Genomic DNA, 21,098 nt, shown 5'->3' with positions numbered 1-21,098 from the left:
GATGTTTCCCTACAAGATCGACGACAGCCATCCTTTTGTGCCGGTGACCTTTGCCATTCTGGCGGTTTCGGACACGCGAACACTTGAAACCGATACGTCGGGGGCGCTGCTCAAGGACCTGATCGAGGGGGCTGGGCATCGCGTATTCGAGCGGGCCGTGGTCAAGGACGACAGGGAAGCAATCGCCGGTCAGGTCGGCGCCTGGGTCAAGGAGGACGGCATCGATGTGGTGTTGACGACCGGAGGCACGGGCTTTTCGGGCCGTGACGTGACGCCGGAGGCTGTCGAGCCGCTGTTCGACAAGCGAATGGACGGATTTTCCGTACTGTTTCACCAGTATTCTGCCACGACCATTGGCACCTCGACCATCCAGTCGCGGGCAACTGCGGGGCTCATCGGCACCACCTTCGTCTTCTGCCTGCCCGGATCGCGCGGGGCCTGCCGCGATGCGTGGGAGGCGATCCTCAAATACCAGTTCGATAGCCGGCACGTGCCCTGCAACTTCATCGAAGTGATGCCGCGACTGAACGAATAAGGGCACGTTCCTATGCAAATTTTTGTTCTTGTTTCGTTCCATTCCTTTCGCTAGGGTTAATGGAACGGACGGGCCGCGATTCGGCTTGTTCCTTTATCTTTCCGATGGGAGCACCGGCCATGGCCGAAATAGGACCCAATATAAGCCACAGCGAAGCGCGGCGCCGCCTGTTCGGCACCCGCGACATGGATCTGTTGAGCCGTCCCATGCTGGAAACGCCAAAGCTGCGCGGGCGTGGCGCCGCGAGCAATGAAAGCGGGCGGTTCGAAGCGCACAAGCGCGAGATGTTTGCCGATGGCTGGGAGCCTGAGCCCGAGGAAGGGTTCGAGACGCGCGAGCATATCGAGCGCGCCAAATCGATCATCACGCGAAATGTCTCGCCCGATATCGGCTTCGACCGCTCGATCAATCCCTATCGCGGATGCGAGCACGGGTGTTCGTACTGCTTTGCGCGGCCGACCCACGCCTATCTCGGCCATTCGGCGGGGATCGATTTCGAACGCGACATCTATGTGAAGGTTAACGCGGCCGAATTGCTGCGGGCCGAACTGGCCAATCCGCGCTACAAGCCGAAACCCATCGCCATCGGCACCAATACAGACCCCTACCAGCCGCTGGAACGCAAATACAAGATCATGCGCTCGGTGCTCAAGGTGCTGCTGGAAGCCAAGCACCCCGTGACCATCGTCACCAAATCGGCGCTGATCGTGCGCGATCTCGATATTCTGACCAAGCTCAACAAGCTCGGACTGGTTTCGGTGGGCATTTCGGTGACCTCGATGGATCACCGGTTGTCGCGCTTCATGGAGCCACGGGCGTCCACGCCGTCACGGCGGCTCGAAGCGATCAAGCTGCTGTCGGAATCCGGCATCCCGACCCGCATCATGGCGGCGCCGATGATACCCGCCGTCAACGACCACGAACTCGAACGCATCCTCGATGCGGGCAAGGCACAAGGGGCAACAACCGCCTCGATGATCCTTTTGCGGCTGCCCGGTGAGGTGCGCGACATTTTCCGTGAATGGCTGCTCAAGACCTATCCGGACAAGGTCAAGCATGTGATGAATCTCGTGCGCGACTATCGCGATGGGCGTGACAACGATCCGCGGTTCGGATCGCGGTTTACCGGTGAAGGGCCGTATGCGGTGCTGATGCAGCAGCGGTTCGAGAAAGCCGTGTCCCGGCTCGGGCTTGAGGGGGACGCGATGCCCCTGCGCACCGACGTCTTTGCCCATCCGCAAAAGGACACAGCACAACTGAGCCTCTTCTGATAGAATCGGAACGTCCCGATCGGAGGATCATCGGAGATGGCTGGAAAGCGACTGGCGTGCGCGGTTGTTGTGGTGACGGTGCCGATGGCGGCGGGTTGGGCCCAGGAGAGCTTGACGCTCTATCTGGCGCCTGGAGGGCTGGAGGCGAATGGGGCCGATGAGTCCGTTCCTATCGACATGGATGTGACCAGCCAGACCGATACCGTCAAATCAGCCACGAAGCTGTGGGGTGAACCCGATGAACACGGACGCATGGAAGAGTGCGGTGCCGGCCCGATTGATTTTGCGCGGTTCGGCAATGGCGTGACGCTGCATTTTCAGAACGAAACCTTTGTCGGATGGTTGGCTTCGAACACCAGTTCGGCCAGTTTTGCCAACGGGCTGGGCGTTGGCGCGCCGGTGATGGATGTCGAGGCGGTGGCGGGGCCGGTCGAGACTTTTGAATCGACGCTGGGGTACGAATTTGCGGGCGAGAACCTCTTCGGCATTGCGGACGGGCAGGGAACAAAGGCCGAAATCGAAGTGTTATGGAGCGGAATATCCTGCGTTTTCAGGTGAGCGAGGAGAAAACGGGTGACGGACGCGGCGACGCTGGCACAGGAATTCTGGTGGAGAATGGGCACCAACCAGTGGGCGCTGGCCGCGGGGCTTTTCGCCGGCAATATCGAAATCGTCTGGCCGCAATCGGGTGAAGTGATCGCCTCGGCGGAAGACTTCGTTGCGATCAACGAAAACTATCCGGCGCATGGCAAATGGACGTTTACCGTAAAACGCGTCATCGGCTCGGGCGGACATGCCATTACGGAGACGGAGGTCTCCGACGGCGTCGTCAAAGCCCTGGCGGTTTCGATCTTTGAATGTGCCGACGACCGCATCGTCAGGATCACCGAATATTGGCCAGAGCCTTTCGAGGCTCCGGACTGGCGGCGACAGTGGGTAACGCTACGCACCGATTGAAGGGGGTTTATCGAACCTGAAAAATCGGGTTGGTTCGAAACATGCCCAAAGGTGATTCGAAAACGCTCGTCCTCGATGCGCCCAGCTATGAGTTGGAAGAAGCTGCGCTAGCCGGTGGCCATGCGATCGTGGCGGGGGTCGATGAAGCCGGACGCGGGCCGCTGGCAGGACCGGTGGTCGCCGCTGCTGTTGTCCTTGACCCAAAGGCAATCCCCGATGGGCTCAACGATTCCAAAAAACTCACCGAAGACAGGCGTGAGACGCTGTTTGCCCAGATCGTGGCGACGGCGCAGGTGGGTTTCTGTGCCGCACCTGTCGAGGTGATCGACAGGCTCAACATTCGCGGCGCCACGCTATGGGCCATGTGCCAGGCGCTCGATGCCCTGCCCGTCCGGCCCGACCTGGCACTGATCGACGGGCGCGACGTTCCCGAGGGTCTCTCGTGCAACGGCCAGTTCGTCATCGGTGGAGACGGAAAATCGCTATCGATCGCAGCGGCCTCTATCGTTGCCAAAGTGGTGCGGGACCGGATGTGCCATGTCATGGATAGCGGTCTCCCCCATTACCGTTTTGGCCAGCACAAGGGCTATGGCACCGCGCTGCATCTTGAAGCCCTGGCCGCGCACGGCCCGTGCGAGATGCACCGGATGAGCTTTGCGCCGGTGCTTGCCGCGCGGCGCTGACTGGTCTTAAACTCCTGTTAACCCTAACATTTAGGCGGCGCTTAACCCTAACGCTGTAGAAATGGCGTGTTAGTTTTGCGTTAGGGTTATCAGTATGTTGCGTACAGGTTCAGCGGCGCGGAAACGCGCGCCGGGGCTTCAAGAAAGCCATCTCCCCATCGACACGATCCTGGTCGGCGACTGTATCGCGCATATGAATGCGCTCCCCGAGGCCTCGGTCGATCTGATCTTTGCCGACCCGCCCTATAACCTTCAGCTCGAAGAGGGCCTGACCCGCCCCGACCAGTCCAAGGTCGATGCGGTCGACGACGAATGGGACAAGTTCGAGAGCTTTGCCCATTACGACGCGTTCACGCGCGCATGGATGGCGGCGGCCCGCCGGATTCTCAAGCCCAACGGCGCCATATGGGTGATCGGGTCGTATCACAACATTTTCCGGGTGGGCGCGGCGCTGCAGGATCTGGGCTTCTGGATGCTCAACGACGTCGTGTGGCGCAAGGCCAACCCGATGCCCAATTTTCGCGGCACGCGGTTTACCAACGCGCATGAAACCCTGATCTGGGCCTCGCGCAGCCAGAAAAGCCGCCCGACCTTCAATTATGAAGCGCTTAAGCTTTCCAACGACGATACCCAGATGCGGTCCGACTGGCTGTTTCCCATCTGCACGGGTGGCGAACGGCTCAGGGATGCCAATGACGAAAAGGTGCACCCGACCCAAAAGCCCGAGGCTCTACTGTATCGCGTCCTGATGGCCACGACAAAGCCGGGCGATGTGGTGCTCGATCCATTTTTCGGTACCGGAACGACGGGCGCAGTGGCCAAGAAACTGGGGCGCCATTTCATCGGTATCGAACGCGAAAACGCCTATATAAATGCGGCTTTGAAACGCATTGCCGCCATCAAACCGCACGATTCCAGTGCCATTGAAACCACTGTGCCCAAGCGCGCTGCGCCGCGCATTCCGTTCGGCTCGCTTATCGAGCAGGGACTGATCGCGCCGGGCACGAAACTTTTCGACGCCGCAAGGCGTTATAGTGCAGTGGTTCGTGTCGATGGTTCACTGGTCAGCGACGACAAGAGTGGCTCAATCCACCGGGTCGGCGCTCTCGTTCAGGGCTTTGAAGCCTGCAACGGGTGGACCTTCTGGCACTATGAGGATGGCAGCAAACTCGCGCCCCTCGATACGCTTCGCGATCGCATACGCGCTTCGCTCGACAAGCTTTCTGCCTGATTTCGACCTCCAATCAGTCAGGCATTCTCGCCCCCGGTTTTGCCGGGGGCTTTTTTTCTGTCTCACGGCGCGCACCACTGCGGGCATGACGGGCTAAAACCGCCCTATGCCCTTCGTTGCGCCTGCGACGGCGCGGCGAACGCTCCCAGGCTCCTCGGCTACGCCTCGTCGGGACCATCTCTCGGCGAAAGACCGCAGTTATTCAATTCCTGCAGTCTTGAGCACTTTGCGGAACAGGCTCGGCAGGGCTTCGCCATCGAGCCTGGTTTCCTCTGCCCACCATCCCTCATCGAGAGGGGTGTCGGCCGTTACCGACCAGACGGTCAGCGTGAGATGGAAATGGGTGAACGTGTGGAGAACCTCGCCAACCTGGTGCCAATCGTTAATGAAGGGAAAGGCGGGAGCGAGGCGGGTCTCCGTCCATTCGCTTCCCGGTGTTTCGGTCATTTTTGCGAGCATGCCCTTTGGCCCGCGCTGGCGAAGGAAGACCTTGCCGTTCGGATTCCGGATGATGAAGGCGTGACCATGCCGGCGGGGTTTTTCGGACTTTTTGGGCGGGACCGGAAAGGCGAGCGGATTGCCGGTTTTGGTGCCCAGGCAGTCGGGCTCGAGCGGACATAACAGGCAATTCGCGCGGCGCGGCGCGCAGATTGTGGCGCCCAGGTCCATCATCGCCTGCGCGAAATCGCCAGCGCGAGGGGGAACGGAATGCTGGACCGTGGCGCGGACGAGAGGCTTTTCCTCGCGCACGGGGCTGGGAAGAGCAAGATAACGGGCGACCACGCGATCGACATTGCCATCGATCACCGCCACCTGCTCGTCGTGGCAGATGGCGGCGATGGCGGCGCTTGTGTAATCGCCTATGCCGGGCAGATCGCGCAGCGCCGACGCCGTTTTCGGAAATACACCACCATGATGGGCCACAACAGCGACGGCGCAGGCGTGAAGATTGCGCGCGCGGGCGTAATAGCCGAGCCCCGCCCATTGCACGAGCACATCATCGAGCGGCGCGGCGGCAAGATCCTCGACCGTGGGCCAGAGGCTCGTGAAGGCCGCGAAATATTTGCGCACGGCGGCGATTGTTGTCTGCTGGAGCATGATTTCGCTCAGCCAGACGAAATAGGGATTGGGCTTTGCGCCCTTTGCCCGGTCGGCGGGCGAAACGCGCCAGGGCAGATAGCGCGCGTGACGGTCATACCAGCGCAGAACCGCGCCCGCATCGATGGCGGCGATTTCAGAGTGTTGCATAGAAGTGGTCTGGGCCATAATGAACACCTACAGAGCCAAAGGACATTGGCGCAAGCATGGCCAGAAAATCTTCAACGCCAAAGCGCAGCAATCGCACAGTGCAACTGGGCGACATGATCGGCAACGCGCTCGATCCGGCGCTCAAGAAGCGCGGGTTTGCGAGCCGCGACCTCATCGCCCATTGGCACACCATTGCGCCCCCGCCCTGGGACAAGATTTCACTGCCCGACAAGCTGGTCTGGCCACGCCGCGATCGGCCCGATCCGGAGGGGGCCGTACTGCATTTGCGGTGCCTTGAGGGCCATGGATTGGCGCTCAGCCATGAGGGCCAGGCGATCGCAGCGGCGGTCAATCGCTATTTCGGATATCTGATCGTGGGATCGGTCCGCCTCTCGGCCATGCCGCTGACGGCCGGAATGCAACAGCCCGATCCGCCCCGGACTTTGCCACGCGCGGCCATCGACAGCATAAGGGCCCAGACGGGCGGCATCGAGGATGAAGGATTGCGCGAGGCTCTGGCAAAGCTGGGCCGCGGCGTCTTGGGAAAGCGCAGCAATTAGTGTCCGGGCCGGCTTTCGGTCGAAATATGCAAGTTTTCACCGGCATGTGAACGCCCTGCCCCCTTGCCGCCGGAATCGCGCCGTGTAGTGTGCGCCATAATTTGTTGAGACATTAAGGAGCAAACCATTGTCGCTCAATCGCAGAAGTCTGCTGATCGCCGGGTCCAGTGTCGGGCTTGCCACGCTCATTTACGGTTGCAGCGAGTCTGGCGCCGAGGCCGAGGTGAACGCCAATGTCGTCACCGAAGCCGAGCCGGATGGCGATGTGGCGCTCTATGACGGATCGGCGATCGAGCCGATCAATGGCGATGCAATCAACAATCCGCCGCTGGCTGACCGCCCGATGGGCGGGATCGATGCCACGGTTACAGTTGTCGAATATGTCTCGCCGACCTGCCCCCATTGCGCCAACTTCCACATGACGGCGCTACCACAGTTGAAAGAGGAATATATCGACACCGGGCGCATCCGTTTCATTGCCCGGCCGTTCCGCCGCAACGTGCTCGACCTTGCCGTGTTCATGGTCGCCGAGGCCTCGGGTGAGCAGTACAACGAGATTCTCGGCGCCTATATGGAAAGCCAGAATGTGTGGGCGGCGAGCGAGAATCCGCGCCAGGCGATCTTCGAAATCGCCGAGCAGTACGGCTTTACACAGGAAAGGTTCGAGGAAGTCTTGACCGACCAGGAAATGTTGGCTGCTATCGAAGCGACCCGCGAGCAGGCGCTCAACGAATTCGGGCTGCAGGGCACGCCGACTTTCTACATCAATGGGGACAGGTTCGAGGGCACACCTGACTATGCAGGGCTTTCCGCCGAAATCGAGAATCGCCTCTAACTCCGCCCTTTTTCGAGGCGCGGAATGAAATTTTCGCGCCTCAAGCTCTTAGGCTTCAAATCCTTTACCGATCCCGTCGAACTCGTCCTCGAACCTGGAATCACCGGGGTTGTGGGACCGAACGGATGCGGAAAATCCAATCTCGTTGAAGCGCTGCGCTGGGTGATGGGCGAAAGCTCGTACAAGGCCATGCGCGCCTCGGGCATGGATGACGTGATTTTTTCGGGCTCGGGCAATCGTCCGGCCCGCAATTCGGCGGAAGTCACAGTCGTTCTCGACAATTCCGACCGCACCGCGCCGCAGGCCTTCAACACAGCGGACACGATAGAAATTTCCCGCCGCATCGAACGCGAACAGGGCTCGGTCTATCGCATCAACGGGCGCGACGTGCGGGCGCGCGACGTGCAGCTCATGTTTGCCGACGCGTCGACCGGCGCGCACTCCCCTGCCCTTGTACGACAGGGCCAGATCGGGGAACTGATCGCGGCTAAGCCGACCCAGCGCCGGGCGTTGCTCGAAGAGGCGGCGGGAATTTCCGGATTGCATTCGCGGCGGCACGAGGCCGAATTGCGTTTGCGGGCAGCCGAACAGAACCTTGAACGGGTCGATGACATCATTGCCCAGGTCGAGGTGCAGCTAGAAACGCTCAAGCGCCAGGCGCGGCAGGCGACGCGCTATCGGGCTCTTTCGGGCGACATAAGGCGAGCCGAGGCGACGCTCTATCATATCCGCTGGGTTCAGACGCGCTACGCCGAGAAAGAAACCGAAGCCCAGCAGGGACGGCTCGTCAACCAATTGGCCGAAGCCTCCCACCTCGAACACCAGGCCAAAAAACTCGTCGAGGCCATGGATGCCGAATTGCAGCCCTTGCGCGATGCCGATGCGGCGGCGGGGGCTGTATTGCAGCGACTGACCATTTTGCGCGGCCAGCTCGAGGACGAATTGCGGCGGGCCAATTCGCGGCGAGCCGAACTCGACGACCGGCTCAAGCAGATCGATACGGACATCGCGCGCGAAGCGGCACTGATCGTGGACAGTGAGGGGCTGATCGAAACGCTCGAGGGCGAGCGGCTCGAGCTGGCGGAAACCGCGGAAGCGGAAAACGAGGCGAGCGAAATGGCGCGCGCCCAGGCCGATGAAGCCCGCGCTGCGCTTGACGAGGCGGAAGCCGCGGCCCGATCGGCAGCCGATGCGGTTGCGGCAATACGCGCACAACGCACGCAGGCCACCCGCGCCGCCGAGGAAGCCGGCCAGCGTGTTGCACGGCTGGAAAGCCAGCAATCGGACATCGCCCGCGATGTTGCGGCGCTTGAAGAAAGCCTGGCGGCGGACCACACGGTTGCGGAACGTCAGGCAAGGCTCGACGAGGTTCTCGAGGCGTTCGCCATTGCTGAGGCGGAAGTGGAAACCGCCGAGATCGAGGCCAGCGAGGCGGTTGCCGCACTTGAAGCGGCCCAGCCGCAACTGGCCGATATCGAAGGCCGGCTCAATCGCCTCGAAAGCGAGGCTGAAACGCTGGCCCGCGTGCTCAATGTCGATGGGGGCTCACTGTGGCCGGCGATTGTCGATGCGCTGCGGGTCGCGCCGGGAATGGAAACGGCACTGGGGGCCGCACTCGGTGACGACCTTGAAGCCTCGGACGATACCGCGGCGCCGCTTTATTGGACGGAAAGTACCGGTCCCCACGATCCTGCGCTGCCTGAGGGCGTGACAGCGCTTTCGAGTCAAGTTTCGGGCACGCATCTGCTCAAGCGGCGTCTCGACCAGATCGGCATCGTCGATAACGCGGCAGATGGCGCCCGGTTGATGGCCCTGCTCAAGCCGGGACAGCGGCTGGTCAGTCGTGATGGTGGGTTGTGGCGCTGGGACGGGTTCGTTGCCAAACCCGACGCACCGAGCGCGGCGGCGCAGAGATTGTCACAACGCAACCGGCTTGCCGAACTCGACAGCGAAATCACCGGGCTGCGTGCCACGCGCAACCGGGCTGTGGAATCGATTGCCAATCTTCGTAGCCGGGTCGAGACAACGCGCGAAATGGAGACCACGCGCCGGGCGGCATGGCGTGAGGCACAGCGCGGCATCGCGGCAGCGCAGGCGGGTGTCGACGCAGCACACAAAAATCTCGCCGAATTGACCGCCCGGCGCGGCGCGCTCGCCGAATCCCGCGCGCGGATCGAGGAAAACCTCGCCGAGGCTGTGGCGGTTGCCGACGAAGCGCGCGCCGCCCTGGAAGAACTCGGAGCCGAGGGCGATGCGGTGCGCGAAGCCGAAACGCGCCAGCGGGCATTGGCCAATCTGCGCGAGGCCGCAGAGCAGGCGCGGGTGCGGCTGGCCGGATTTGAAAGCGCGTCGCAAATGCGCACTTCGCGGCTGTCGCGAATTGGACAGGAACTGGAAAGCTGGCAACGGCGGCGGGCCGGCGCGCAAAGTCAGATCGAAACGCTCGAGCGCCGAAAGGGCGAAATCGAGGCCCAGATTTCCGAACTCAATGCCACGCCGGATGCTTTCGATGCCAAGCGGGCCGAACTCGAAGACCAGATCGAGGATGCCGAATATGCCCGCAAGCGGGCGTCGGACAAATTGAACGAAGCCCAGGGCGCGTTTCGCGAGGCCGACAAGGCCGCACGGCTGGCTGCCGAGGGGCTGGCCGACACCCGTGCCGAAATGGCGCGCGTCGAAGAACGGCTCAAGGGCAATATGGCCACCCGTCAGCAGATCGAGCGCCAGATCGCCGAAACTCTTGGAATTTCCGCCGACAAGACGGCAGAGGCCGCCGGAATCAGGCCCGAAGCGGCCCTGCCCGACGAAAAGGCAACGGAGGCCCGCGTCGACCGGCTCAAGGCCGAGCGCGAGCGGCTGGGCGGCGTGAACCTGATGGCCGAGCAGGAAGCCGAGGAGGTTCAGGACAAGCTCGACAAGATGGTGACCGACCGCGAGGACCTGATTGCGGCGATCGCCAAGCTGCGTACCGGCATTTCCAACCTCAATCGTGAGGGCCGCGCCCGGCTCAACGAGGCCTTCGAGAAGGTCAACACCCATTTCCGCGAGCTGTTCACCACACTGTTCGGAGGTGGCACCGCCGAACTGACCTTCGTTGAAAGCGATGACCCGCTGCAGGCGGGTCTGGAGATCATCGCCAAGCCGCCGGGCAAGAAGCCCCAGACCATGACGCTGCTTTCGGGCGGTGAGCAGGCGTTGACCGCGATGAGCCTGATATTTGCCGTGTTTCTCACCAACCCCGCACCGATCTGCGTGCTCGACGAGGTGGATGCGCCCCTGGACGATGCCAATGTGGAGCGATTCTGCAATCTCCTTGAATCCATGCGCCAGCGCACCGACACGCGCTTTGTGGTCATCACCCATAACCCCATCACCATGGCGCGTATGGACAGGCTGTTCGGGGTCACGATGCCCGAGCGCGGCGTGAGCCAGCTCGTTTCAGTGGACCTGCGCACCGCAGAAACCTTTCTCGAGGCAAGCTGATGACCGAACAACTGGCCGATGCCGCGCTGATCGTTGCACGGCTGATGATGGGTTCGCTGTTCATCGTGGGCGGGCTGCGCCATTTCTGGGCGCTCGGTCCCATCGCCGGTGCCATGACGGCTCGTGGCGTCCCGCAGGCAAAGGCCGTTCTGATTGCCGGGTCGATTTATCAGGTCGCGCTCGGTATCACGTTGGCCCTGGGACTTTTCGTGCCGTATTCGGCGTTGGGCCTTATCGTCTTTACCGCGACCGCCACGATCATGCTCGTCAATTTCTGGGACAAGGCCGAGCCCGAGCGCTCCGCCCTGTTCGGCGTCTTCATGTCCAACATCGCAATCGCCGGCGGACTGCTGGGGCTCGTCGCCATCGCCTGAGGCGGGTAGAGAATCCCCTACCCCTGCCATCGTGTCACCACAATGGAAGCGTTGACGCGATGCCGCACCCCTCTCATTATCCTTTAACTATTTGATTTCATGTTCTTTTTTGGCTACGCGAGCAGCTTGACACCTTGGGGAGCCGCAACTATGGTGCGCGCGACTTTGAAGGCACCCTCTTGCCGGGTGTCCGGCTGGGCTGGAGCGGTGGTTTTGAAGTGACCAATCCCGACGACAAACCGGCTGGAAACGGGGATTCCCCGCGTCAATCGGAAACATCCGAACTGGCGGCGCGGATCAGGAAGGCCCAGGAAGCGCGCGCGGCCGCCAATGGCAGCCAGCAAGCATCCCGGCAGGGCGACATGTCGACGCTGGCACGCGGTTTGCGAATCGGCGCCGAATTTGTTGCGGCTATCCTTGTGGGGTCGGGTATCGGATACCTGATCGACATGTTCGCAGGGACCAGCCCATGGGCGCTGCTCATCATGTTCATGGTGGGCTTTGCCGCTGGAATTGTGAATGTCACTCGTGTAGTGGCAGAACTGAATGCAGATAAGACCGCATCGAGTGATGCGGATAGTGTGGACTGAAGGGCGAGATAGGGGCTTTAGGACCTTGGCGAACGATCCGATTCACCAGTTTGTCATCTATGACATCTTCACCTTCGGGACCATCGGCGGCGACGGCACCGAGGGGAGCGGCATTACGCTCTCATTCACCAATTCCTCGCTGTTCATGGTGCTCACCACTGTCACCATCTGCGCATATCTTATCCTTTCGACGCGTGGGCGCGGCCTGGTTCCCAACCGCTGGCAACTGACCAGCGAGATGGCCTACGAGTTCGTAGCCAACATGGTGCGAAGTGGCGCGGGTTCGGAAGGGATGAAGTTCTTCCCCTTCGTGTTCTCGCTGTTCACCTTCATCTTCATCGGGAACATGTTCGGCATGATCCCCTATTTCTATACTTTCACCAGCCAGATCATCGTGACGTTCGCGCTTGCCATGCTGGTGATGACCGTGGTCGTGGCCTACGGGTTCATCAAGAACGGTCCGAAATTCCTCAAACTCTTCGTGCCTTCGGGCGTGCCGGGCTACATCATTCCCATCGTGACGCCGATCGAGGTCATCTCGTTCCTCTCGCGTCCGATTTCGCTCTCGGTTCGTCTGTTCGGCAACATGCTGGCCGGACACATCACGCTCAAGGTGTTCACCGGCTTTGTCGTTTCGCTTGCGTCCCTTGGGGCCGTCGGCGTCGCAGGTGCCGTGCTGCCGCTCATCATGGGCGTGGCGCTCACAGCTCTCGAATTCATGGTGTCGGCCGTGCAGGCTTACGTCTTTGCCGTGCTGACCTCCATGTACCTCAACGATGCGATCCATCCTTCGCATTGATCTCCACTAGACCTCGTTAAGTTCCAAGGCTTTGAAAGGATCACAAAATGGAAGCTGAAGCCGCAAAGTACATCGGTGCAGGCATTGCATGTTTCGGTATGGCCGGCGCCGCCATTGGCGTGGCCAACATCTTCGGGAATTTCCTCTCGGGTGCGCTGCGCAACCCGTCGGCGGCTCCCAGCCAGTCGGGTAACCTGATCTTCGGCTTTGCCGTGACCGAAGCTCTGGGCATCTTCTCGTTTCTGGTTGCCCTTCTGCTCCTGTTCGCGGTCTAATTTCCGCAACAGCAGATTATGAAGGCGGCCGGAGCACGCTTCGGCTGCCTTGCCATGTGTCGGCATTTGCCGGCGCACCAGACTTTTCAATTGGCGGATAGCGCATGATTAGCCAGGTCCAGGCACAGGAAACCGCTCTCGAGGAGGCCGTCGAGCCACTCGAAGACCACATCATTTCGCTCGAAGAGTCTCCGGACGGCGAAACCCACGAAGTGGTCGGTGCGCATGGCGAAGAACACGTCACCGGCGTGTTTCCTCCGTTCGATGCGACAACATTCCCTTCCCAGCTCTTGTGGCTGGCCATCACGTTTGCCGCGCTCTATTTCGTCATGAAAAAGCTGGCGCTGCCGCGGATCGGCGAAATCCTCGAAGAACGCCGCGACCGGATCGAAGGCGATCTGGCCGAGGCCGAGCGCCTGCGCCAGAAGACCGACCAGGCCATCGCTTCCTATGAAGCGGCGCTGGCCGAGGCCCGTTCGAACGCCCATAGCATCGCGGAAGCCGCCCGGGCCGAAAACAAGACCAAGCTCGACACGGCCCGGTCCAAGGTCGAAGCCAATCTCGCCAAAAAGGTTGCATCGGCCGAAGAGCGGATTGCAACGACCAAGGCTGAAGCCATGGGACATGTGGACGAAATCGCCGCGGACACCGCCCAGGCGGTTGTCGCCCAACTCGTCGGCAAGGTCCCCGTCAAGGCTGCCCGCGATGCGGTTGCCAAGGCCAGCAAGGAGTAGTCCGACATGGAACTCGATGCCACATTCTGGGCCTTTATCGCGCTGCTGATCTTTTTCGGGATCGTGATCTATTTCAAGGTCCCCGGTTTCGTCACCAAGGCACTCGACAGCCGTATCGCCAGGATCGAAGCCGATCTGGACGAGGCCAAGCGTCTGCGTGAGGAAGCCCAGGCCCTGCTTGCCGAATATGAGCGCAAGCGCAAGGCCGCCGAAGGCGAAGCCGAAGAGATCGTCGCCGCCGCGCAGGAAGAAGCCGAGCGCATGACCGCCGAAGCGGAAGCCGCGCTTGAGGACATGGTCGCCCGTCGCACCAAGGCCGTCGAAGACAAGATTGCCCAGGCCGAGGCCCAGGCGCTGGCAGATGTCCGCGCCCGCTCCGCCGATGTGGCGATCGAAGCCGCTCGCCTTATCCTTGCCGATCAGGTCAAGGACAATGGCGGCGCGCTTGTCGACCAGTCGATCAAGGACGTAGCCAACCGGCTCAACTGAACCGGTTTCGCCGACCGATCCACGGGCCCTACGGGGCCCGTTTTTGTATCAGGACAAGGAAAGAACCTTATGACCATAGAACGCCTTCATTCTGGGCCGCGCATGAGCCAGGCCGTCAAGCATGGCAATACGCTCTATCTCGCCGGACAGGTGGCCAAGGACGAATTTGCCACCATCGAAACCCAGACCGCCCAGGTGCTCGAAAAAATCGATGCGCTGCTGACCGAAGCCGGGTCGAGCAAGTCCAAGGTCCTGTCGGTGCAGGTGCTGCTGACCAACATCGCCGATTTTTCGGCGATGAACTCGGTTTACGACAAGTGGATCGATCCGGCCAATCCCCCGGCCCGCGCCTGCTATGAGGCCCGGCTGGCTTCGCCCAATCTGCGCGTGGAAATTATCGCGGTCGCCGCGCTCGACTAAGCTGTGCTGCAATCAGGTAAAGACGGCCCAGGACGTACTCCCGGGCCGTCTTTTTACGTCCAGTCGACCCAGCGCCCGTGATAGTCGGAAAGCCCGACCGTTTCCTTTTCGCCACCGGGCCACACGGTCTGCTTGAGCACGGCGCCGGCGGGATGGTCCTCGGCCTCCATATACATCCAGACCAGCGGCGTTTCGGCGGTGGCGTTGGCGCCAGCCGCTTCGAAGGCCTCGCTGATCCGGACTTTGGTCGCCTTGGGCAGATATTGCCAGACGATGGTATGAAAAAATACACGGGCAACGCCGGCCTGGGGCGTTTCGGCCAGCTTTTCTTCAACCCAGTCGGCGGCATCGGCACGTTCGACGTTGTAAGGGCGAGATGCCGCCGCCGACAGAGCAGCCGAGACGCGGCCGATGCGGTTGTGCTGGTCGGCCCAGATATAGGCAAGCTGGCGCTCGACGCTTTCGGGAGTGTGCGGGTCGAGCGGGTTGCGATCACAGCCTTGCCGGCTGACGATCTCAAGCTCCACCTCGAGCGGGGGAACATGGCCGCGCCACTCACTCTCGATATTGACCAGTGCATTGGCCTCGCCCCACTCCCGGTCTTCGCCGAGTGCGTAGTGGTAGGTGTCAAAAGCCAGATTCAGCCCGGCACTGGCGCCGATCTCATAGAGCGCCAAAGGCATCTCAAGCCGTTCGGCAAGCCGCAGCGCCATGCCGAGCAAAGCCGAAGAGCGCATAACCTCGTTTGTCTGGGGCGGACTGTCGAGAAAATCGTGCAGGAAATCGTCGTGCTTTTCGATAGCCGTCTCAATGGCGTCCCAAAGCTGATCGGATTTCGCCTCCAGCGGCGGATAGAGCGAAGCGAGGTCGCGAGCCCGGCCTGAGCGGACCAGCGCATGGAGCGCGCCGGTGGCTCGCAGGGCAATGGCATCGGCGCGCGCCGATTCGGGCCAGTTGAGGATTCGCGCACCGAATCGCGACGATTCGGTCAGCCTATCGGCGAGCAGATCGCAAAGGGTAGCGGTGAAAGGGGAGCCCAGACTTCGGCAGGCCTCGGCCTGAAACCGGAAGGTTTCAAGCACGTGGGACTTCATATTCGACATTGACGCCCTCCGACTAGTGCCGTCGAAGTTTAAGGGGTTTGGCGTTTCGTTCAAAGGTGTTTTTGCCTTCCCTGCGATGGCGGGAAGGCTCAATTGCTATTGCGCCGCTTGAAGGGCGTCGTCCGGCGCGGTCCATTTCAGGCGTGGCTGGCGGGCTGCACGGGTCTCGTCCAGCCGGCGCAAAGGCGCCCGCACGGGGGCCGAGGTGAAGCGTTCGGCATTGCCGGACCGGGCATCTTCGGCCAACTCGCGCATGGTCGCAACGAAGGCGTCGAGGGTTTGGAGCGACTCGCTTTCCGTGGGCTCGATCAGCATGGCGCCATGCACGACCAGTGGGAAATACATGGTCATCGGATGGAAGCCCTCGTCGATCATCGCCTTGGCGAAATCGAGAGTGGAAACACCGGTTCCCTTGAGGAATTCGTCATCGAACAGGGCTTCGTGCATGACCGGCTGGCCGTTGAAGGGCGCCGAGAAGAGATCTTCGAGCCGGGCCTTGAGGTAATTGGCATTGAGTACCGCATCGCGCGCCGCCTGCGCCAGCCCGTCGGCACCGTGGCTCAGCATATAGGTGAGGGCCCGCACATACATGCCCATCTGGCCGTGGAAGGCCGTCAGACGCCCGAATGCTTCGGCTTCGACATGTTCGACATGTTCGACAAGCTCGATCCCTTGCCCGTCCCTGCGCAGGAAGGGCACCGGCGCGAAAGGCGCCAATGCTTCAGACAACACCACCGGACCAGCGCCCGGTCCTCCGCCGCCGTGAGGCGTCGAAAAGGTCTTGTGCAGGTTGATGTGCATGGCGTCGATGCCCAGATCGCCCGGCCGCACCACGCCCATGATGGCGTTGAAATTGGCGCCATCGCAATAGAAATAGGCGCCTGCGTCGTGGACGGCGGCGGCGATCTCGATAATCTGGGATTCAAACAGGCCGCAGGTGTTGGGATTGGTCAGCATGATGGCCGCGACATCATCGGTGAGCGCCGCCTTGACGGCCTCGACGTCGACCGTCCCATGCGCATTGGCGTCGATGGATTTGACCGCATAGCCGAGGAATGCCGCCGTCGCCGGATTGGTGCCATGGGCACTTTCCGGGACAAGCACGATCTTGCGGTGCCCCTGCCCCTTTGCCTCATGGGCGGCCTTGATGGCCATCATGCCGCACAACTCGCCATGCGCGCCGGCCTTGGGCGACAGCGCCACGGCGGCGGTGTTGGTCAGTTCCATCAGCCAGTGGCTAAGCTGCTCCATGACGCCGAGCGCACCCTGCACCGTCGAAACGGGCTGGAGGGGATGGATATCGGCGAAACCGGGCAGCCGCGCTATTTTTTCATTGAGCCGGGGGTTGTGCTTCATTGTGCACGAGCCGAGCGGGTACATGCCCGAATCGATCGAATAATTGCGTCGCGACAGGCGCACGTAATGGCGCATGGCTTCGGGCTCGGTGAGACCGGGAAGGTCGAGTTCGCTCTTGCGGCGCAGGCCGCCGAGCCGATCGTCGGGCACCTCGACATCGGGGAGGTCGACGCCCGAATGATCACGATCGCCAATCTCAAAGAGCAGAGGCTCGGTCGGGAGCAGAGCGGCGGGCCCTGAATTGGCGGCGCCACCTGTGCCACCGGGTGTTGTGGGGCGACCCTGGGTGTTCATGCTCATGCAATTTCTCCCTTCAGCGCATCGACAAGCGCGGAGATATCGGCGTCGGTGGTCAGTTCGGTCGCAGCGAGGATCAAAAGATTTTCGACACCGGGCTTGCCCGGTTCAAGCCGCGAGACCGGCAGCCCGGCGAGAATGCCCTTTGCTGCCAGTGCCTCGACCACGGGGACTGCGGGAACCGGCAGGCGGACGGTCATTTCGTTGAAGAACGTCTTATTGAGAACCTCGACCCCTTCGGCCTCCAGCATATCGGCAAGCGCGATAGCGCGCGAATGATTGAGTTTGGCAAGCCGTGTCAGCCCCCTTTCGCCCAGAAGCGAGAGGTGGATGGTGAATGCCAGCGCGCACAGACCGGAATTGGTGCAGATGTTGGACGTCGCCTTTTCGCGGCGGATATGTTGTTCGCGGGTCGAGAGCGTGAGGACGAACCCGCGCTTCCCGTCGGCATCGATCGTTTCCCCGCACAAGCGGCCCGGCATCTGACGCACGAATTTCTCACGGCAGGCCAGAAGCCCGACATAGGGCCCGCCAAAGGTCAGCGGATTGCCCAGGGACTGCCCCTCTGCAACCACTATGTCGGCGCCAAGGGCGCCCGGTGCTTCGAGAAGGCCCAGCGAGACGATTTCGGTGACGACCACGATCAGTAGCGCGCCCTTTTCATGAGCTGCTTCGGCCAGCGCCGAGACGTTGCGAAGGTGGCCGTAGAAATCGGGGGTCTGGATGACGATGGCGGCGGTGTCGTCATCGATGTGGTCGACAATATCGCCCTGCCCTTCGGGCGAGGGGGAAAGACATTCCAGTCCCTCCTCTCCCGAGAGGTAGGTAACGACGGTGTCGCGATATTGTGGATGCAGGCCGCCGGAGAGGAAAACCTTGTTCTTTTTGGTGATGCGGCGCGCCATCAGGACCGCCTCGGCGGTCGCTGTCGAGCCGTCATACATCGAGGCGTTGGCCACATCCATGCCGGTCAGGTTTGCGACCTGGGTCTGGAACTCAAAGAGCATCTGGAGCGTGCCCTGGGAGATTTCCGGCTGGTATGGCGTGTAAGCGGTGAGCCATTCCGAGCGCTGGATCAGATGATCGACAGTAGCCGGAACGTGGTGACGATAGGCGCCCGCGCCAACAAAGAACGGGCCGTCGCCTGCGGCGTGATTGGCTTTCGCCAGCCCGCGCATATGCGCCTCGACAGCGAATTCAGGCTGATGGTCGGGCAGATCGGGGCTGAACGTGCCGAGCACCGATTTGGGCACCGCGGCGAACAGATCATCGATGGAAGACGCACCGATCGCGGCCAGCATGTGCTGGCGGTCGGCGGCGGAATGGGGGAGATAGCGCATCGCGGCTCCGGTTCGGATCGAGAAGGTCAGGCTGTATGATCGGCGTAGGCGGCTTCGTCCATGAGGCCCTCGAGCTCGGCCTCGTCGGCGAGCTCGAGCTTGAAGATCCAGCCAGCAGCGGCCGGGTCGGAATTGATCAGGCCCGGCTCGTCGGAGAGAGTCTCATTGATCTCCGTCACCGTGCCGGAAACCGGGGCGTAGATTTCCGAAGCGGCCTTGACCGATTCGACGACGGCAACTTCTTCGCCCTTCTTGAAGCTGGCCCCGACCGCGGGCAGCTCGACAAACACGATGTCGCCGAGTTGCTCCTGGGCGAAGCTCGAAATGCCAACTGTGCCGATCTTGCCTTCGGCGCGGACATATTCATGGTCGGTTGTATAGCGAGTGGTCATTGTGAGGTCCCTCTGGATCAGGCCGGTTTGCGATAGTAGCGCTGTGGAACGAAAGGCATTTTGGCGATGGTGCCGGCGATGGGCTTGCCGCGCACCATGGCGGTGACAGGCTCGCCTTCTTTGGCGATCTCGGCGGGTACGTAGCCCATGGCGATGGAAGCCTGGGCCGTGGGTGCAAAGGTGCCCGAGGTGATCTTGCCGATGACCGTGCCGCCGGCATCGACCAGTTCGGCACCCTCGCGCACGGGCTGGCGGCCCTCGAAACGGATGCCCACCCGTTTATCGTCGGGGCCAGACGCGACCCGTGCAAGCACCGCATCGGCGCCGGTAAAGCCACCTTCGGCGCGCCGGCGCTTGCCGATGGCAAACAAAAGGCTGGCGGAAACCGGATCGACGGTATCGGTCATATCGTGGCCGTAGAGACAAAGCCCAGCTTCCAGCCGCAGGCTGTCGCGCGCACCGAGCCCGGCCGGTTCGACCAGCGGATCGGCGACCAGCAGATCGAAAAGCGCGGGCGCGTCTTTATTGGCGACCGAGAGTTCAAATCCGTCTTCGCCTGTATAGCCCGAACGCGAGACGTTAGCCGCGATGCCACCGATCACCGTCGGACCGGCCTGCATGAAGCCGAGTTTTTCGGTAATCTCACAGTGCTTGCCGAGCGCTTCGGCAGCGCGCGGGCCCTGCAGCGCAATGAGCGCAAGATCGTCACGCAGATCGAACGTCACTTCGGCGGTCGCCTTGGCGCGGATGAATTGGAGGTCGTGATGCTTGCGGGCGGCGTTGACCACCATATACATCACGCCATCAGGCTCCTGCTCTTTGGCAGGGCGGGTGATGATGAGATCGTCCTCGATACCGCCCTCGTCATTGAGCAGCACCGTATAGCGCATCTGGCCGGGCTCGAGCGACGCCAGATCTGCGGGCGTGAGTGCCTCCAGAGCCGCAATTGTCGTTTTGTGATCGGGGCCGGTTACGACGACCTGCCCCATATGGGAGACGTCGAAAAGGCTGGCCGCTTCCCGCGTGTGATTGTGCTCGGCAACGATCCCGGCATACTGGACGGGCAGCGCATAGCCGCCGAACTCGACCATCCTGCCGCCGGCATCGACATGCCGATCATAAAGCGCCGTTTTGAGTAGGTCGGTCTGGGCCCCTGCGGCCATATCGGTCTCTCCGGTTACACGATGGACGGCACCACACAACGACGCATTGGAAAATGCATCGTAACGTAGTGCCCCCTCTGTCGGTCAACCTGAGAGATTTCCCGGGCGGCTTGCTTGCCACAAGACCCGGCTACACCCGTCGGTGGGAAGCTGACGCTTCCGCTTTCCAGAGTTCTGGCGGGAACCCAGCCTGCTCGCGCAGGTCGCGCCCAACCTCTTTCGCCTGCCAACTTGCGCAATGGCTATATCTGCCATTGGACTTGTTACAGGCTCAGCGGTCCCTTGTGCCTGAGAGTTTCCGGGGCGGTTGCTCCTTCGGCGCCCCGGCCTTTACGGCCAGGGTCTCTCCCGCTGATGGCCGGACCATGAAAGAAAGTCCCGGCTCCGTCAACGCTCTAGTTATCAAAGCCCACGAAAATGGTGATCTGCTCGCCGCCCACATAGGGGATGGCGACATTTTCCACAGTCTGGCTGAATTCGTTGGCACTTGAAGAACTGGCCGCGACGGCGACGTCATAGCGCTGGGAGAAAACGGCCAGCCCGTCGCGCTGAACGGCAAAGCGCAGCGGCATGGTGATGTTTCCATCGCCGCCCGAGGGCCCGACGATGACGCGGCCGACGGCGCCCATCTGAACAGTGATGACACCGTTCGAGACGACGCAATTGCGCGAAACGCGGTCGAGCACGCCCTGATAGCGCAAAGCGGTGGGATCCGACGTGCGATTGCCCGCATAGGTACGGTAAAATTCCGCGCCCTCGCGTATGCGGATCGGGGGGCATTCCGTGGCGATGGCCGGCATGGCTCCGCTTGCAGCCTGGGCGACCTGGGTCTGGCTGGCATTGATATTGGCGTAGCTCGCATCGTCGCTGCCGCCGAACATCGAGCCCATCGAACATCCGGCCAGAAGCGCGGCCAATGCCGTGCCTGCCGCCATACGCATGACCGAGCGAACCATAGTCGCC

23 protein-coding genes and 2 riboswitches are annotated in these 21,098 nt (G+C 61.8%); of the genes, 16 read left to right on the top strand and 7 right to left on the bottom strand.

All coding sequences use genetic code 11. The features are described 5' to 3' along the window. The first annotated feature begins 1 nt into the window (after position 1). The 6 genes from moaB to KKY_RS02515 all read left to right on the top strand — a co-directional run bounded on the left by moaB (position 2) and on the right by KKY_RS02515 (position 4,677). Entirely contained in the window at positions 2-535 is a 534-nt protein-coding gene (gene moaB, locus KKY_RS02540) for a molybdenum cofactor biosynthesis protein B (protein WP_014129721.1), read from the top strand. Between the two features lie 185 nt (positions 536-720). After that, on the top strand, positions 721-1,806 hold the full coding sequence (locus tag KKY_RS02535) for a PA0069 family radical SAM protein (RefSeq protein WP_041529016.1): 1,086 nt from the start codon (positions 721-723) through the stop codon (positions 1,804-1,806). Between the two features lie 36 nt (positions 1,807-1,842). Beyond that, the gene (locus tag KKY_RS19365) at positions 1,843-2,364 is read left to right on the top strand and encodes a hypothetical protein (RefSeq protein WP_014129719.1); all 522 of its coding nucleotides are present in this window, start codon (positions 1,843-1,845) and stop codon (positions 2,362-2,364) included. A 15-nt stretch (positions 2,365-2,379) separates the two neighbouring features. Then, entirely contained in the window at positions 2,380-2,763 is a 384-nt protein-coding gene (locus tag KKY_RS02525; RefSeq protein WP_014129718.1) for a nuclear transport factor 2 family protein, read from the top strand. Positions 2,764-2,804: 41 nt separating this feature from the next. Beyond that, on the top strand, positions 2,805-3,446 hold the full coding sequence (locus KKY_RS02520; RefSeq protein WP_014129717.1) for a ribonuclease HII: 642 nt from the start codon (positions 2,805-2,807) through the stop codon (positions 3,444-3,446). Positions 3,447-3,540: 94 nt separating this feature from the next. Next, positions 3,541-4,677 (top strand): site-specific DNA-methyltransferase, encoded by a 1,137-nt coding sequence (locus KKY_RS02515; protein ID WP_014129716.1) that lies wholly within the window; start codon positions 3,541-3,543, stop codon positions 4,675-4,677. Positions 4,678-4,875: 198 nt separating this feature from the next. Here KKY_RS02515 and KKY_RS02510 read toward each other — a convergent pair whose 3' ends face one another. Continuing rightward, on the bottom strand, positions 4,876-5,943 hold the full coding sequence (locus tag KKY_RS02510) for an A/G-specific adenine glycosylase (RefSeq protein WP_014129715.1): 1,068 nt from the start codon (positions 5,941-5,943) through the stop codon (positions 4,876-4,878). A 38-nt stretch (positions 5,944-5,981) separates the two neighbouring features. On the opposite strand from KKY_RS02510, the gene KKY_RS02505 reads away from it, so the two are divergent. The 10 genes from KKY_RS02505 to KKY_RS02460 all read left to right on the top strand — a co-directional run bounded on the left by KKY_RS02505 (position 5,982) and on the right by KKY_RS02460 (position 14,484). Next, the gene (locus tag KKY_RS02505) at positions 5,982-6,485 is read left to right on the top strand and encodes a DUF721 domain-containing protein (protein WP_014129714.1); all 504 of its coding nucleotides are present in this window, start codon (positions 5,982-5,984) and stop codon (positions 6,483-6,485) included. A gap of 127 nt (positions 6,486-6,612) precedes the next feature. Next, complete coding sequence (locus tag KKY_RS02500; protein WP_014129713.1) at positions 6,613-7,320, top strand: DsbA family protein; 708 nt, start codon at positions 6,613-6,615, stop codon at positions 7,318-7,320. A gap of 24 nt (positions 7,321-7,344) precedes the next feature. Next, the gene (locus KKY_RS02495; RefSeq protein ID WP_014129712.1) at positions 7,345-10,803 is read left to right on the top strand and encodes a chromosome segregation SMC family protein; all 3,459 of its coding nucleotides are present in this window, start codon (positions 7,345-7,347) and stop codon (positions 10,801-10,803) included. Further along, positions 10,803-11,177, top strand: coding sequence for a DoxX family protein (locus KKY_RS02490; RefSeq protein WP_014129711.1), 375 nt, complete (start codon positions 10,803-10,805; stop codon positions 11,175-11,177). Before KKY_RS02495 ends, KKY_RS02490 begins: the two co-directional genes overlap by 1 nt. A gap of 134 nt (positions 11,178-11,311) precedes the next feature. Then, positions 11,312-11,767 carry an AtpZ/AtpI family protein gene (locus tag KKY_RS20785; protein WP_041528531.1) on the top strand — a complete coding sequence of 152 codons (456 nt, stop codon included), beginning with the start codon at positions 11,312-11,314 and terminating at the stop codon, positions 11,765-11,767. 25 nt (positions 11,768-11,792) lie between these two features. Next, positions 11,793-12,566: a F0F1 ATP synthase subunit A gene (locus KKY_RS02480; RefSeq protein ID WP_014129709.1), complete on the top strand. Its 774-nt coding sequence runs from the start codon at positions 11,793-11,795 to the stop codon at positions 12,564-12,566. A 47-nt stretch (positions 12,567-12,613) separates the two neighbouring features. After that, positions 12,614-12,841 (top strand): F0F1 ATP synthase subunit C, encoded by a 228-nt coding sequence (locus tag KKY_RS02475; RefSeq protein WP_014129708.1) that lies wholly within the window; start codon positions 12,614-12,616, stop codon positions 12,839-12,841. 104 nt (positions 12,842-12,945) lie between these two features. Further along, entirely contained in the window at positions 12,946-13,575 is a 630-nt protein-coding gene (locus tag KKY_RS02470; RefSeq protein ID WP_014129707.1) for a F0F1 ATP synthase subunit B, read from the top strand. A 6-nt stretch (positions 13,576-13,581) separates the two neighbouring features. Next, the gene (locus KKY_RS02465; RefSeq protein ID WP_014129706.1) at positions 13,582-14,064 is read left to right on the top strand and encodes a F0F1 ATP synthase subunit B family protein; all 483 of its coding nucleotides are present in this window, start codon (positions 13,582-13,584) and stop codon (positions 14,062-14,064) included. Between the two features lie 69 nt (positions 14,065-14,133). Then, positions 14,134-14,484, top strand: a complete 351-nt coding sequence (locus KKY_RS02460) for a RidA family protein (protein ID WP_014129705.1) — start codon at positions 14,134-14,136, stop codon at positions 14,482-14,484. Positions 14,485-14,537: 53 nt separating this feature from the next. Here the strand turns inward: KKY_RS02460 and KKY_RS02455 are convergent, their stop codons facing one another. The 6 genes from KKY_RS02455 to KKY_RS02430 form a co-directional block, all read right to left on the bottom strand. Then, on the bottom strand, positions 14,538-15,587 hold the full coding sequence (locus KKY_RS02455) for a DUF2332 domain-containing protein (protein ID WP_041528530.1): 1,050 nt from the start codon (positions 15,585-15,587) through the stop codon (positions 14,538-14,540). 96 nt (positions 15,588-15,683) lie between these two features. Next, positions 15,684-17,243 (bottom strand): aminomethyl-transferring glycine dehydrogenase subunit GcvPB, encoded by a 1,560-nt coding sequence (gcvPB, locus tag KKY_RS02450; RefSeq protein ID WP_014129703.1) that lies wholly within the window; start codon positions 17,241-17,243, stop codon positions 15,684-15,686. Continuing rightward, on the bottom strand, positions 17,240-18,580 hold the full coding sequence (gcvPA, locus tag KKY_RS02445; protein ID WP_014129702.1) for an aminomethyl-transferring glycine dehydrogenase subunit GcvPA: 1,341 nt from the start codon (positions 18,578-18,580) through the stop codon (positions 17,240-17,242). The genes gcvPB and gcvPA overlap by 4 nt, the downstream gene beginning before the upstream one ends. Before the next feature lie 26 nt (positions 18,581-18,606). Beyond that, a complete protein-coding gene (gene gcvH / locus KKY_RS02440) occupies positions 18,607-18,972 on the bottom strand; it encodes a glycine cleavage system protein GcvH (protein ID WP_014129701.1) in 366 nt (121 codons plus the stop codon). 17 nt (positions 18,973-18,989) lie between these two features. Beyond that, positions 18,990-20,135, bottom strand: coding sequence for a glycine cleavage system aminomethyltransferase GcvT (gcvT, locus tag KKY_RS02435; protein ID WP_014129700.1), 1,146 nt, complete (start codon positions 20,133-20,135; stop codon positions 18,990-18,992). A gap of 67 nt (positions 20,136-20,202) precedes the next feature. Further along, positions 20,203-20,315: riboswitch (glycine riboswitch) on the bottom strand. Between the two features lie 85 nt (positions 20,316-20,400). Then, positions 20,401-20,496: riboswitch (glycine riboswitch) on the bottom strand. Positions 20,497-20,530: 34 nt separating this feature from the next. Beyond that, on the bottom strand, positions 20,531-21,091 hold the full coding sequence (locus KKY_RS02430) for a hypothetical protein (RefSeq protein ID WP_014129699.1): 561 nt from the start codon (positions 21,089-21,091) through the stop codon (positions 20,531-20,533). Positions 21,092-21,098: the final 7 nt, after the last annotated feature.

Origin of the sequence: Pelagibacterium halotolerans B2 (assembly GCF_000230555.1) — a bacterium.
GTDB classification, from domain to species: Bacteria; Pseudomonadota; Alphaproteobacteria; order Rhizobiales; family Devosiaceae; genus Pelagibacterium; species Pelagibacterium halotolerans.
This window is presented reverse-complemented; position numbering and strand designations above follow the sequence as displayed.